At 59.5% G+C, this 12,740-nt stretch carries 14 protein-coding genes; all 14 read left to right on the top strand.

Translation table 11 applies throughout. The features are described 5' to 3' along the window. The first annotated feature begins 52 nt into the window (after window positions 1-52). Complete coding sequence (locus ABJZ52_RS21865) at window positions 53-1,192, top strand: acyl-CoA dehydrogenase family protein (protein WP_348186967.1); 1,140 nt, start codon at window positions 53-55, stop codon at window positions 1,190-1,192. Between the two features lie 49 nt (window positions 1,193-1,241). Continuing rightward, window positions 1,242-2,276 carry an enoyl-CoA hydratase/isomerase family protein gene (locus ABJZ52_RS21860; protein ID WP_348186965.1) on the top strand — a complete coding sequence of 345 codons (1,035 nt, stop codon included), beginning with the start codon at window positions 1,242-1,244 and terminating at the stop codon, window positions 2,274-2,276. A 12-nt stretch (window positions 2,277-2,288) separates the two neighbouring features. Then, window positions 2,289-2,702 carry a DUF6163 family protein gene (locus ABJZ52_RS21855; protein ID WP_348186963.1) on the top strand — a complete coding sequence of 138 codons (414 nt, stop codon included), beginning with the start codon at window positions 2,289-2,291 and terminating at the stop codon, window positions 2,700-2,702. A 75-nt stretch (window positions 2,703-2,777) separates the two neighbouring features. Continuing rightward, window positions 2,778-3,671 carry a 3-hydroxyisobutyrate dehydrogenase gene (mmsB, locus tag ABJZ52_RS21850; RefSeq protein WP_348186961.1) on the top strand — a complete coding sequence of 298 codons (894 nt, stop codon included), beginning with the start codon at window positions 2,778-2,780 and terminating at the stop codon, window positions 3,669-3,671. 153 nt (window positions 3,672-3,824) lie between these two features. Next, window positions 3,825-4,337, top strand: coding sequence for a winged helix DNA-binding protein (locus tag ABJZ52_RS21845; RefSeq protein WP_153769594.1), 513 nt, complete (start codon window positions 3,825-3,827; stop codon window positions 4,335-4,337). A gap of 443 nt (window positions 4,338-4,780) precedes the next feature. After that, the gene (locus tag ABJZ52_RS21840; protein WP_348187172.1) at window positions 4,781-6,019 is read left to right on the top strand and encodes a L,D-transpeptidase family protein; all 1,239 of its coding nucleotides are present in this window, start codon (window positions 4,781-4,783) and stop codon (window positions 6,017-6,019) included. A 123-nt stretch (window positions 6,020-6,142) separates the two neighbouring features. After that, window positions 6,143-6,376: a serine hydroxymethyltransferase gene (locus tag ABJZ52_RS21835; protein ID WP_348186959.1), complete on the top strand. Its 234-nt coding sequence runs from the start codon at window positions 6,143-6,145 to the stop codon at window positions 6,374-6,376. A 196-nt stretch (window positions 6,377-6,572) separates the two neighbouring features. Then, window positions 6,573-7,886 carry a serine hydroxymethyltransferase gene (gene glyA, locus ABJZ52_RS21830; protein WP_348186957.1) on the top strand — a complete coding sequence of 438 codons (1,314 nt, stop codon included), beginning with the start codon at window positions 6,573-6,575 and terminating at the stop codon, window positions 7,884-7,886. A gap of 24 nt (window positions 7,887-7,910) precedes the next feature. Continuing rightward, window positions 7,911-8,387 (top strand): transcriptional regulator NrdR, encoded by a 477-nt coding sequence (nrdR, locus tag ABJZ52_RS21825; protein WP_348186955.1) that lies wholly within the window; start codon window positions 7,911-7,913, stop codon window positions 8,385-8,387. Between the two features lie 62 nt (window positions 8,388-8,449). Beyond that, window positions 8,450-9,574 (top strand): bifunctional diaminohydroxyphosphoribosylaminopyrimidine deaminase/5-amino-6-(5-phosphoribosylamino)uracil reductase RibD, encoded by a 1,125-nt coding sequence (gene ribD / locus ABJZ52_RS21820; RefSeq protein ID WP_348186953.1) that lies wholly within the window; start codon window positions 8,450-8,452, stop codon window positions 9,572-9,574. Window positions 9,575-9,612: 38 nt separating this feature from the next. After that, entirely contained in the window at window positions 9,613-10,227 is a 615-nt protein-coding gene (locus tag ABJZ52_RS21815) for a riboflavin synthase (protein WP_348186951.1), read from the top strand. A 155-nt stretch (window positions 10,228-10,382) separates the two neighbouring features. Continuing rightward, on the top strand, window positions 10,383-10,832 hold the full coding sequence (gene ribH / locus ABJZ52_RS21810; protein ID WP_348186949.1) for a 6,7-dimethyl-8-ribityllumazine synthase: 450 nt from the start codon (window positions 10,383-10,385) through the stop codon (window positions 10,830-10,832). Window positions 10,833-10,836: 4 nt separating this feature from the next. Then, window positions 10,837-11,418, top strand: a complete 582-nt coding sequence (gene nusB, locus ABJZ52_RS21805) for a transcription antitermination factor NusB (RefSeq protein ID WP_348186947.1) — start codon at window positions 10,837-10,839, stop codon at window positions 11,416-11,418. A gap of 2 nt (window positions 11,419-11,420) precedes the next feature. Further along, entirely contained in the window at window positions 11,421-12,461 is a 1,041-nt protein-coding gene (gene thiL, locus ABJZ52_RS21800) for a thiamine-phosphate kinase (RefSeq protein ID WP_348186945.1), read from the top strand. The last annotated feature ends 279 nt before the right edge of the window (window positions 12,462-12,740 follow it).

The following is a 12,740-nucleotide window of genomic DNA, read 5'->3' as shown; positions in this document are numbered from 1 at the left end:
GAGGATTTCGGATCTTGCGGCCAACGCGGGTCCATTCATGGGAGGACTAGCCGTGGATTTTTCCCTCAGTGAGGATCAGCGTGCGTTTCGCGACATGGCTTCGGCCTTTGCGCGCGACGAAATGGAACCCTATGCCCGAGAGTGGGATGAAAAGGCGTATTTCCCCGAGGAGACCCTTCGTCAGGCGGCGTCTCTTGGATTTGGCGGCATCTACGTGCGCGAGGACGTTGGTGGGTCGTCCCTGACGCGCACGGACGCGGCGATCATATTCGAGGAACTGGCAAAGGGCTGCACATCGACGGCCGCCTATATCTCCATTCACAATATGGGCGCCTGGATGATCGACACCTATGGCTCGCAAGAGCTGCGCCAAGCCTACCTGCCAGATCTGTGCTCCATGACAAGGTTCGCCAGCTACTGCCTGACCGAGCCGGGATCCGGGTCGGACGCGGCCAGCCTCAGGACATCGGCGCGCGATGACGGCGATCACTATGTCTTGAATGGCTCCAAGGCGTTCATTTCCGGCGGTGGCGTCAGCGATGTTTACGTCACCATGGTGCGGACGGGCGGAGCAGGGCCCAAGGGCATCAGCTGTGTCGTGGTCGACAAGGATACGCCCGGCTTGTCCTTCGGGGCGCAGGAGGTAAAGCTCGGCTGGAAGAGCCAGCCAACTGCCCAAGTCAACTTTCAGGACTGCCGCGTACCCAAGGCAAACCGGCTTGGTGCTGAAGGTGAAGGCTTCAAGATCGCCATGGCAGGTCTCGACGGCGGCCGCATCAACATCGGTGCCTGTTCGCTTGGCGCCGCCCAGACCTGTCTCGATCGTTCGACAGCCTATCTGAAGGAGCGCAAGCAATTCGGCAAGGCCCTGGCAGAGTTTCAGGCCTTGCAGTTCCGCCTCGCGGACATGGCGACCGAGCTCGAGGCTGCACGGTTGCTGCTCCACAAGGCCGCCGGCCTTGTCGACGGGAAGGCTGTGGATGCCACCAAGATGGCGGCCATGGCGAAGCGTTTGGCGACTGATACCGGCTTCAAGGTGGTCAACGAAGCGCTGCAGCTTCACGGCGGATATGGCTATCTGCGCGATTATCCGATCGAACGCTACTTGCGCGACGTCCGCGTGCATCAGATTCTGGAGGGCACAAACGAAATCATGCGCGTCATTATCGCCCGCCAGCTTCTGGCAGACTGATTGGGCTCACTACATTGATGAAAATTCGGATCACCAGGAGGCCACGCCCTTGACTGACGACATTCTCTTCGAACAGCGCGGCTTTGCCGGCGTTGTGACGCTCAATCGCCCCAAGGCGCTCAATGCACTCAACCACCCGATGGTTACCGCACTGTCGGCAAAGCTGACGGAATGGGCCGACGATGACAGCGTGCGCCATGTGAGCCTGGCCGGAGCAGGGGAAAAAGCCTTTTGTGCCGGCGGAGACATCCGCAAGATCTACGACATGAAGCTTGCAGGAGAGGCTGGTCTTCCAGAGTTCTTTCGCGATGAGTATCTGCTGAACGCGCAGATCAAGGCATTCCCCAAGCCCTACATCTCACTGATTGACGGCATCGTCATGGGCGGTGGTGTCGGTCTTTCTGCTCATGGAAGTCATCGCGTCGGCACCGAATTCACGATGTTCGCCATGCCGGAGACCGGCATCGGTTTCTTCCCGGACGTTGGAGGCACATTCTTTCTGCCGCGCATGCCACGCTTCACCGGCACCTATTGCGCCATGAGTGCCGGGCGCCTGAAGCAGGCTGACGCTTGTCAGACCGGTGTCCTGACCCACTGTATTCAACGCGACAGCGTCGGGGCGCTTTTGAAGGCGCTTGAAACGAGTGACGACGTCGATGCAGCAATCAAGGCATATGCCGTCGACCCTGGCGTCTCTGAATTGATGAAACATGCAGATCTGATCGAATCGGCCTTTTCTGCCGACTCGGTGCACGCAATTATGGAGCAGCTTGACGCTTCGGGTGAGGAATTCGCGGCAAAGACCGCCGCTGCCATCCGTTCTAAGTCTCCGACCAGCGTGCATCTTGCCTTTGAGCAGATGCGCCGTGGTGCTTCCCTGGACTTTAACGGCTGCATGAAACTCGAGTACCGCATTGTCAGCGAGGTTCTTCAGGGTCATGACTTCTTTGAAGGGGTTCGGGCTGTGCTTGTGGACAAGGATCATGCGCCAAAATGGCAACCTGATCAGTTGGATCAGGTAGACAGCGCCGCTCTGCAGGCGTATTTCGAAGAGCCCACAACAGGCGACCTTCCACTGACCTGATCGGATCCGGCCATGATCACCAGCTTCCAGGACCTTATACAAACGCGCCCGCCGTGGAGCACGGTCCTGATCTGGTATCTCAGAGGCATTGCGCTGCTTCTGGTCGGGGGGGGCATCATCCACTGGGCGCGCATCGTCGGCTTTGTGCCCTGGCGCGGCCTGTGGTTCTGGGACATGCCGATCGAGTGGCAGGCGGCAACCGTCTTTTTCGCCGTGCTCGATCTTGTGGCGGCGACGGGCCTTTGGCTGGCTGTGTCATGGGGGACGGTGATGTGGCTCTTTCGCGCCATGAGCCAGATCGTGATGCATTCCCTCTTTTCCGATATCTATGGGCGCCGACCTTATGAGATCTCGTTCTACATTCTGACGATCGCCATCTATCTCCTGCTCATGTACCTGATGGAGCGTGAAAACCGCACCAATTAGCAGGGGGGGCGTCAGAATCATTTTCGTCCTGGCCCTTGAGCCGGGTTTTCAGTCATTCGCCATCGGGAGGAAAACATGGCAACGAACATCGGTTTCATCGGACTTGGCAATATGGGCGGCCCCATGGCTGCCAACCTGGTCAAGGCGGGCCACAAGGTCTGCGGCTTTGATCTGTCCGAGGCAGCACTGGCTGCGCTCGAGGCCGCAGGTGGAAGCCGTGCCGAGAGCCTTGCCGATCTTGCCGAAGGCGCCGATGTGATTGTCACCATGCTTCCCGCCGGCGCCCATGTGCGCAAGATCTATCAGGGCGAAGGCGGCATCCTCGACAACGCACGTCCCGGTACGCTCTTGATCGACAGCTCCACAATCGATGTCGACAGCGCCCGCGTTGTCGCGGCCGCAGCCGCTGACAAGGACATGCCGATGGTCGACGCGCCCGTGTCCGGCGGCGTCGGCGGTGCGACGGCAGGAACTCTTACCTTCATGGTCGGCGGACCCGAATATGCATTTGCTGCCGCCAAGCCGTTTCTGGACATCATGGGCAAGACGATTGTTCATGCTGGCGACGCGGGAACGGGGCAGGCCGCCAAGATCTGCAACAACATGATCCTCGGCATTTCGATGATTGGCGTCAGCGAAGCCTTCGTCCTTGCTGAACGACTTGGTCTCGATCCGCAGAAACTTTTCGACATTTCCTCAACCGCTTCGGGCCAGTGCTGGGCGTTGACGTCCTATTGTCCCGTCCCGGGACCATTGCCATCCTCACCCGCGAACCGGGATTACCAGCCCGGCTTTGCGGCTGAAATGATGCTCAAGGATCTGAAGCTGGCCCAGGACGCGGCGCATTCTTCTGGAGCCGCGACACCGCTCGGCGCGCAGGCTGCCGCGCTTTACTCCCTCTTCTGCAACTCGGGCGGTGAGGGTGTCGACTTCTCTGGTATAGTGAAATACCTGCGCGGAACATCATGAATCAAATGTTTCAAGCCTTTGGACAAACGCCTGAAAACATTTAACTTCTGATTCAGCGTGTCTCTTAAGCGGATTTTAGAAGCGTCTGTGTACTGTGATGATCAAGGTGGGAAAAATATCCACCGAGTGACAGGTATATAGAGGCGCAAACATATGATCACCGCAACAAGGGCAGTCGATGCAGTGGTACAGGGCGAAGGGGAGACGGAAATCAAACCGCTCTACCTGGAAGCGCTGACGCTCGTTGAGCGGCTGCATCGTCGACTCCTCGATGTTATCAAGGATGAGTTTGACCGTATGGGCCGGTCCGATGTGAACAGCGTGCAGGCTCTGCTCCTATTCAACATCGGCGACGCCGAACTGACGGCAGGCGAGCTGCGGACACGCGGCTATTACCTGGGGTCAAACGTATCCTACAATCTGAAGAAACTGGTCGAGACCGGTTACATTCACCATCAGCGTTCGCGCATGGACCGCCGTTCGGTCCGTGTCTCCCTGACCGACAAGGGCCAGGAAGTCGCAAGGATCGTCAACGATCTTTACGAGCGTCACATGCTGTCGGTGGAGCAGGTGGGCGAGATCGGACCGGAAGACTTTGTTTCCTTGAACAAGTCTCTCCGCCGTCTGGAACGCTTCTGGACCGACCAGATCTTGTATCGTCTCTAAAATTTAGCGACAGATCCAGATGACGAGAAACGCCGTTCCGGGTAAACTGGGACGGCGTTCCTCGTTCTGCCATCAGCCTTGTGCCGGGTGGGATGGAAATCGCCCGCTTGACCAAAATTTGCCTGCGGATGCGTTTCGTCAGAGCTCAATTGTGGCACTGCGACATGATCTGGACACATTGAAATGGCTTGGTTAAGCGGATTGTGCGAAGATGATGTGCCCAGCTGGCCTTTTTTGACGCCATTTTGTTAAGCAAGATAATGCTAGGCAGCACATAAGTTCCTAGCTTCGAATTTCGACTGGTGATGTGCACGATGATGAATCTTGGCCGATCTTTTGATTTCCGTCCCGAACTGCTGCGCTCTGCTGTGGCAAAAGCCGCGCGTTTTGGCGGAAAGGGCAGCCTCGGCAGGTTCGCCGTCTGTGGCACCATGCTGTCTTCGATGATCATCGGCCTCGGAGCTGCATCCGTTGCCCAGGCAGAATCGCCTCTTCAGGCTCTGCGCCAGCATCAGCAGCGTGTTGAGTGGGAAGATCGTTTCGATGCGACGATGGAATCGCTGCAGGCGATGAAGTCGTCGAACCCGACGCTTTCACCCGAAACGGCAAATTACATCTCCGTTGCCATCGACCATTATTCACGGATTGTGCAGCTGGGCGGCTGGGGCCGGGTCAGCGATGTCGGCAAGCGCCCGCTGCGTATCGGCGCAAAGGATGCGCGCGTTCTTGAACTGCGCAAGCGTCTGATGGCCTCTGGCGATCTCGAACAGACCGCCGGCCTTTCCAACACGTTCGATTCCTACGTCGACGCAGGGCTGCGCCGTTTTCAGATGCGCCACGGTCTGATTCCTGACGGTGTTTTGGGCAAATCCACTGTGACAGCGCTCAATGTCCCCGCAGAAGTGCGTCTGCGCCAGCTTGAGACCAACCTGATACGCTTGCGTGCCATGTCAGGGTTCCTCGGCGACCGTTACGTGATGGTCAACATACCTGCCGCCGAGATCGAAGCCGTTGAAAACGGCCACGTCCGCTCGCGCCACAACGCAGTGGTTGGCAAGATTGACCGCCAGACACCGATCCTCAACAGCAAGATCTACGAACTGAACTTTAACCCCTACTGGACCGTCCCAGTCTCGATCATCCGCAAGGACCTGATCCCGAAGATGAAGGAAGATCCTCAGTATCTGGCCAAGAACAAGATCCGGATCTTCGACTGGAAGGGCAATGAGCTCAGCTGGCAGCAGATCGACTGGAACACGGAAGAAGCGATAAAATATCAGTTCCGTCAGGAGCCGGGCGAGATCAACTCTCTCGGTAGCGTCCGAATCAACTTCCACAACCAGCACCAAGTCTATCTGCATGATACGCCTTCGAAATCACTGTTTGGCAGTGATTACCGCTTCCACTCATCCGGTTGCGTACGCGTGCAGAACGTCAAGGAGCTCGTGACCTGGCTTTTGCAGTCCACCACGCCGGACTGGAACCGTTCACGGGTTGACGAGATGATCCGCGTGGGCGAGCGCGAGGATGTGCGGCTCAAGTCGAGCATTCCGCTCTATCTGACCTACATCACTGCCTGGTCGACGGCGGACGGTGTCATCCAGTTCCGCGATGATATCTACAACCGCGATGGTCTGTATTCCGCACCGGATGACATTGCCGGTTTCCAGGCGCGTCTCTGATCGAACCGTTGTCTGGACCGGTCCCGGACTTGGGGCAGGACTTGGGGCAGGGCTTGCCAAGTCCGGCCGGGCATGTCTTTGTCATGGTTCCGAGCTATCTCACCGCGGAATGAGTCTGCATCCATGAGCCGCCAAGGTCCCGTTCCAGGCGAAATATACATCGAGTTTCATCCCGTCGGCCAACAGGTCAAGGTGACGGCGATTGATGCGTCGACGGGCATCGAAGTGGTGGTCATCGGCCCGTCCAAGGCCGCGTCGGCCGATCTCAAGAATCTCGCTGTTCGCAAACTGTTGCGCAGGATAGAGCGTGAAGCGCCGCCAGCTGCGCCATCGTCGGCGCGTGGTCGCATCGTCTGACGCGGGTAAGATCCCCAAATGTGTTTCGCCGGAAGGGTGTCGGTTTTATGAGGGCCTGCGTCGGCGTGGCTCTTGGATCGCTGCCGTCTCTATGGTAGTTCCGACGCCAACAGAATGCGGCAGGCAGGTGATGCCGATGTCGCGCTGCAGGGCATAGTGCCCCACTTGTCGAGCTCCAGCTGAAAAGGAAGGTGCGATGTCTTTGACAGATTCCGCGACCAGCCAGTCTTCTTTCTCCGATTTCTTCACGCGCCCGCTTGCCGAGAGCGATCCCGAGCTGTTCGGTTCGATTGAAAAGGAACTCGGTCGTCAGCAGCATGAGATCGAGCTCATTGCATCTGAAAACATTGTGTCGCGGGCTGTTCTGGACGCGCAAGGCTCGGTTCTTACCAACAAATACGCCGAAGGCTATCCGGGAAAGCGCTACTACGGCGGCTGCGAGTTCGTCGACATCGCCGAGGATCTGGCCATTGACCGTGCCAAAAAGCTGTTTGGATGCGATTTCGCAAACGTTCAGCCGAGCTCGGGCAGTCAGGCAAACCAGTCTGTCTTTCTGGCGCTGATCAAGCCTGGCGATACCATTCTGGGCATGAGCCTGGATGCAGGTGGTCACCTGACCCATGGTGCTCGTCCGAACATGTCCGGCAAATGGTTCAACGCAATCCAGTACGGTCTGGATCTCGACACGGGCCTGATCGATTATGACGCGATGGCCGAGCTGGCGCGTGAGCACAAGCCGAAGCTGATCATTGCCGGTGGCTCTGCCTATTCCCGTCAGATCGATTTCGCCAAGTTTCGCGAAGTTGCGGACGAAGTCGGTGCGTTCCTGATGGTCGACATGGCGCATTTTGCCGGTCTTGTGGCCGCAGGAGAACATCCGAGCCCGTTCCCTCACGCAGATGTTGCGACCACGACCACCCACAAGACGCTGCGCGGTCCGCGCGGCGGCATGGTTCTGACCAATGACGAGGCGATCGCCAAGAAGATCAACTCTGCGGTTTTCCCAGGCTTGCAGGGTGGCCCGCTCATGCATGTCGTCGCTGCAAAGGCCGTGGCCTTCGGCGAGGCGCTGGCACCAGGCTTCAAGGACTACGTCAAATCCGTGCGTGCCAATGCCCAGGTGCTGGCCGAAACCCTGCGTGAAGGTGGCGTCGAGATTGTATCCGGCGGTACAGACACCCATTTGATGCTGGTTGATCTGCGTCCCAAGATGCTGACCGGTCGCGACACTGAAAACAGCCTTGGCCGGGCAGCCATCACCTGTAACAAGAACGGTGTCCCGAACGATCCGCAGAAGCCTATGATCACCTCGGGCATCCGTCTTGGAACACCAGCAGCAACGACCCGCGGCTTCGGCATTGCCGAGTTCCGCGAAGTCGGTCTGTTGATTACGGAAGTTCTCGATGGCCTGAAAGCTGCAAACAGCGAAGATGGCAATGCTGCTGTCGAAGCTGCGGTGAAGGCGAAGGTCGAGGCCCTGACGGCTCGCTTCCCGATCTACCCGGCCTGATTTGGCCGCCTAACGGAGAACAGCATGCGGTGTCCCTATTGCGGCGGTGATGAAACCCAGGTCAAGGACTCCCGTCCGACCGAGGACAACACGGCCATTCGCCGGCGCAGGGTTTGCAACACCTGTGCCGGACGCTTCACCACCTTCGAGCGCGTGCAGCTGCGCGAGCTCATGGTGCTGAAGCGGTCGGGACGTCGCGTGCCGTTTGATCGTGAAAAGCTCATGCGCTCGGTCTCTATCGCCGTGCGCAAGAGGCCTGTCGAGCCCGAGCGGATCGAGCGGATGGTCAGTGGTATCGTCCGTCAGCTGGAAAGTTCCGGTGAAAGCGATGTCACTGCCGAGAGTATTGGAAATCATGTCATGGAAGGCCTGAAGGGCATCGATGATGTGGCTTATGTACGCTTTGCATCGGTCTACAAGAATTTCCGGGAAGCCAAGGATTTTGAGGCACTTCTCGATGAATTGAGTGGACCGGATGGCCAGCCTCTGGTCGATCTGTAGGAGGGGCGCCCGCAAGGTGCGCTCATGCCTCAATCGTCCAGCCAGAGGGTGACACGCAACTCATGACGACCATTGCCGAACAGGATAGCCGTTTCATGCTGGCGGCGGTGCGTCTCGCGCGCCGTGGCCTTGGGCGCGTCTGGCCCAATCCGTCCGTGGGCGCGATCATTGTCGCTCAGGATGACAACGGCGACGATGTGCTTGTCGGCCGTGGTGTTACCTCCCGGCCGGGGAGTGCACATGCGGAAGTGAATGCCCTGCGCCAGGCTGGCGAGCGCGCGCGCGGCGCGACCTGCTATGTAACGCTCGAACCCTGTTCCCATTTCGGTCGCACGCCGCCCTGTTCCAGTGCCTTGATCAAGGCTGGCATCGCCCGTGTGGTGATTGGAATGCGCGATCCCAATCCGCGGGTCGCGGGCAGGGGCATCACCATGTTGCAAGAAGCTGGTGTCGAGGTGCTCGTTAGCGTCGAGTCGAAGGCCTGTGAAGACCTTCACAATGGCTTTTCCTTGCGGATCACGGAACAGCGCCCGCATGTGTTCTTGAAACTGGCGGTCTCGCAGGATGGGTTCATAGGCCGTCCCGGCGCCGGTCAGATCAGGATTTCATGCCCCTTGTCCATGCGGCACGTTCATGGGTTTCGCGCCTCGCACGACGCGATACTCGTGGGCATCGGCACCGCCCTGGCTGATGACCCGCAGCTGACTTGCCGCCTGCCAGGCATGGCAGACCAGTCACCGGTTCGGGTGGTTCTGGACGCTGCAGCGAAGCTGCCTGTGAACTCAAAACTGGTTCAGACAGCTGCTGATGTACCGGTCTGGCTGATTGCAGGCAACGACGCCGATCCCGAGCGGATCAAGGCCTTGGCAAATGAGGGCGTGCTGATCGTGCGTGTTCCCTTGGAAGATGGCCGCATCACACCGTCTGTAGCCCTGCGCGCACTTGGAACGCGCGGCGTCACGCGGTTGATGATCGAGGGTGGCTCGCGCATCGCCAGCGCCTTCCTGAGCGCAGAATGTGTTGATGACATGTGTGTGGTGACCGGAGCGGTTGAGGTCGGCGCGGGCGGCATACCGGCCCTGCACGGTCTTGACCTTGAAGCGGTGCTGTCCGATACCAGATATCAACGCATCGACAGCGGCCGTTTGAATGGTGATACCTATCTCTATTTGCGCAAACGTGCCTGAACTTGAAATCGAAGCTGAAACTGGAAGTGGGGCCTGACATGTTCACCGGTATTGTCACCGACCTTGGCGAGATCCTGTCAGTCGAGAAGATTCCGGCAGGGATCAGAACCCGCATCCAGACTGTTTATGATCCAGATGGCATCGACCTGGGCGCATCCATTGCCTGTGGCGGTCCTTGTCACACGGTAACGGCCAAGGGCCACGGCACGGACGGGAGCAACTGGTTCGAGGTCGAATCAGCGGCAGAGACCCTTGCCCTGACAACAGCAAGCCAATGGGCCGTCGGTCAGAAGTTGAATCTGGAACGTTCCCTCGCCATGGGCACGGAACTGGGCGGTCATCTGGTACTCGGCCATGTTGACGGCACTGCGAGGATCACCAAGCGGACCGATCACGAAGACAGCGTATACTTCCAGTTTGAAGCCTCCCGGGATGCCGCACCTTTCATCGCCAGAAAAGGCTCGGTCTGTCTCGACGGGACCTCCCTGACCGTCAATGAGGCCGAAGGGCTGCTGTTCTCCGTTTTCCTGATCCCGCACACGCTCGCCGTCACCACATGGGGGGAGCGGCAGGAGGGGGATCTGGTGAATCTTGAAGTCGACATGATGGCCCGTTATGCAGCACGTCTTGCGGAATTCACGCGCGAGGCGTAACTGAAGGCAGCGACTGGCGCAGCCGGCCAGAGCGGCTCGCGTTTACCAGACCTTGTTTTTCTCCCCAGCGATAGCCCGCCGGGGCAGGGAACGGGGTGGACAAATTCGCACGGGCATGGTTCCTGTCGCGACCCTCAAGAAAGACGAATGGACCCATGGCCTCAGCACCGAAGATCCTGATCATCGAAGCCCGTTTCTATGACGATCTTGCAGACGCCCTCGCCGAAGGCGCGATCCAGGCGATCGAGGCAGCAGGGGGAACCTACGAGCGCATCCCGGTGCCTGGAGTTCTGGAAATTCCGGCAGCCCTTTCGATGGCCATGACTGCCATGGAAAACGATGGTGAGCTCTATGATGGATTTGTGCTTTTGGGCGCAGTGATCCGCGGGGAGACCTCTCACTATGATATTGTTGCCAATGAATCGGCTCGGGTCATCATGGATCTGATGGTCGATGCGGATCTGGCGATCGGCAACGGCATCCTGACTGTCGAAAACGATGCCCAGGCCTGGGCACGGGCAAAGGTCAGTGAAAAGAACAAGGGCGGCGCGGCGGCTGAAGCAGCCTTGGCCATGATCGCCCTGCGCGAACGGCTCGGAGTTTAACAATATGACCGACAAGGTCGAGCAATCGAAGCCCCATACGGACTCAAAACCGAAAGACGACGGCCCACGCCCGGCGAACAAGCGCGGCGTTGCCCGTCTTGCGGCTGTGCAGGCCCTCTATCAGATGGATGTGGGCGGTGCGCCGCTCTCCGACGTGGTGAGCGAATTCACTGCGTTCCGTCTCGGCAAGGAGCTGGACGGCGAGCAATACCGCGATGCGGACGAACAGTGGTTCAAGGACATCGTCAAGGGTGTCGTGTCGGATCAGAAGTTCCTCGATCCCTTCATTCACACGGCCTTGAGCGAAGGCTGGCCGCTGAAGCGCATCGACAGCCTGTTGCGCGCCATCCTGCGCTCCGGCGGATTTGAGCTGCTACGGCGCAAGGATGTGCCGGCTCGGGTGATCATTTCCGAATACATCGATGTCGCCAAGGCGTTCTTTCAGGAAGATGAGCCGGGTCTCGTAAATGGCGTTCTGGACCGGCTTGCCCACGACTTGCGCAACAGCGAGTTCGTGGCGCCAGATGTGCAGTCAGACGAGCAGTCGGGCGAGCAGCCGGGCGAGGCTGGCACCGGCGAGGCGTGACCATGGCCGGTGACCGGCCGAACGAGGCGGGACCAGAGCAACCCGGTGCCGATCGACGGTCCGGCGAGTTTGAGCTGATCAAGCGCCATCTGGCGCCGCTGGCCAGCGATCCGGGCAGCCTCGGCCTCACCGACGATGCCGCGGTCTATACGCCCCAAGAGTGTCACGAGCTGGTCCTGACCAAGGACTTGCTGGCCGCCAACGTTCATTTCTTTGCAGACGATCCACCCGAGGCCATCGCCGCCAAGGCGCTCAGGGTCAACCTGTCGGATCTGGCCGCCAAGGGCGCCGTCCCGACGGCCTATCTGCTCGGCCTTGGATTGCCCGACGACTGGCAGGAAGACTGGCTGGAGCGTTTCTGCTGCGGGCTGTCCGGTGATCAATCGGCTTTCAACGTGGTCCTTTTGGGCGGAGATACCATCCGCACCGGAGACGGCCTGCAGATTTCAGTGACGGCCATTGGCGAAACGCCCGTCGGCTCGGCCGTCCGCCGCAACGGTGCTGAGGCGGGCGATCGTGTCTACGTCTCGGGAACCATAGGCGATGCTGCCGCCGGTCTGAAGGCGCGGCTTGATCCGGGCTTTGCGCACCGTTTGGGCCTTGCCGATAGCGATCACCGTCATATCCTCGACCGCTACCTGCTGCCCCAGCCAAGGGTGAAGCTCACAGGCGCCGTTCGGGCAAGCGCCAGTGCTGCCATGGATATTTCCGATGGTCTGCTGGCAGATGCGGCGCATCTTGCCCGGGCGTCCGGCGTCGATCTTGTTCTGGACATGGCGGCCGTGCCCCTGTCTGCGGCGTTGGCGGCCATTGCGAGGGCGGACGAACAGATGTTTCACGCCTGCCTCAACGGCGGCGATGACTATGAAATCCTGACTGCCGTGCCGGAAGACAGGGCCAGCGCCTTCGAGGCAGATGCCGCAGCTGCCGGCTGTCCGGTGACGCGCATCGGCAAGGTTGGATCCGGCAGCGGAGAAGTGCATCTTCAAGGCCCTGACGGTCCGCTCCCGCTCGACCGGTTTCCCGGATTTCGGCACTTTTAAGCGACGTGGTCCAGCTGCCCGTCCGCAGCCCTCATCGTGACGCGCACGGAGATCCCGGCCATCGCCAGTCATTCTCGGGCTTGTCACGAGGGTCCATGCAGCGTTTCCACCCATGCTTCGTTATGCCGGACCCGCGTTTCGCGGCGTGTCTGTCGCCTGGAACGACGCGTGCGTGAAGGACGCGGGCACAGTAACAAGGCACCGGAGTTTCTCCCCCCACACACAGGCCGTCATCCCCGTCTGGTGCGGGGATCCAATCCACCTCGCAACCCGGGAGAA

Origin of the sequence: Roseibium sp. (assembly GCF_039982295.1) — a bacterium.
In the GTDB taxonomy this organism is placed as follows: domain Bacteria; phylum Pseudomonadota; class Alphaproteobacteria; order Rhizobiales; family Stappiaceae; genus Roseibium.
Note: the sequence above shows the minus strand (reverse complement) of the source record. Positions and strands in the feature narration are given on the sequence as shown.

What these genes read in the sequence shown, in the direction of transcription:
- ABJZ52_RS21855 (WP_348186963.1), top strand. Translation starts at nt 2,289, where the DNA reads ATGATCACCAGCTTCCAGGACCTTATACAAACGCGCCCGCCGTGGAGC.
- mmsB (WP_348186961.1), top strand. Translation starts at nt 2,778, where the DNA reads ATGGCAACGAACATCGGTTTCATCGGACTTGGCAATATGGGCGGCCCC.
- ABJZ52_RS21845 (WP_153769594.1), top strand. Translation starts at nt 3,825, where the DNA reads ATGATCACCGCAACAAGGGCAGTCGATGCAGTGGTACAGGGCGAAGGG.
- ABJZ52_RS21840 (WP_348187172.1), top strand. Translation starts at nt 4,781, where the DNA reads ATGATCATCGGCCTCGGAGCTGCATCCGTTGCCCAGGCAGAATCGCCT.
- ABJZ52_RS21835 (WP_348186959.1), top strand. Translation starts at nt 6,143, where the DNA reads ATGAGCCGCCAAGGTCCCGTTCCAGGCGAAATATACATCGAGTTTCAT.
- glyA (WP_348186957.1), top strand. Translation starts at nt 6,573, where the DNA reads ATGTCTTTGACAGATTCCGCGACCAGCCAGTCTTCTTTCTCCGATTTC.
- nrdR (WP_348186955.1), top strand. Translation starts at nt 7,911, where the DNA reads ATGCGGTGTCCCTATTGCGGCGGTGATGAAACCCAGGTCAAGGACTCC.
- ribD (WP_348186953.1), top strand. Translation starts at nt 8,450, where the DNA reads ATGACGACCATTGCCGAACAGGATAGCCGTTTCATGCTGGCGGCGGTG.
- ABJZ52_RS21815 (WP_348186951.1), top strand. Translation starts at nt 9,613, where the DNA reads ATGTTCACCGGTATTGTCACCGACCTTGGCGAGATCCTGTCAGTCGAG.
- ribH (WP_348186949.1), top strand. Translation starts at nt 10,383, where the DNA reads ATGGCCTCAGCACCGAAGATCCTGATCATCGAAGCCCGTTTCTATGAC.
- nusB (WP_348186947.1), top strand. Translation starts at nt 10,837, where the DNA reads ATGACCGACAAGGTCGAGCAATCGAAGCCCCATACGGACTCAAAACCG.
- thiL (WP_348186945.1), top strand. Translation starts at nt 11,421, where the DNA reads ATGGCCGGTGACCGGCCGAACGAGGCGGGACCAGAGCAACCCGGTGCC.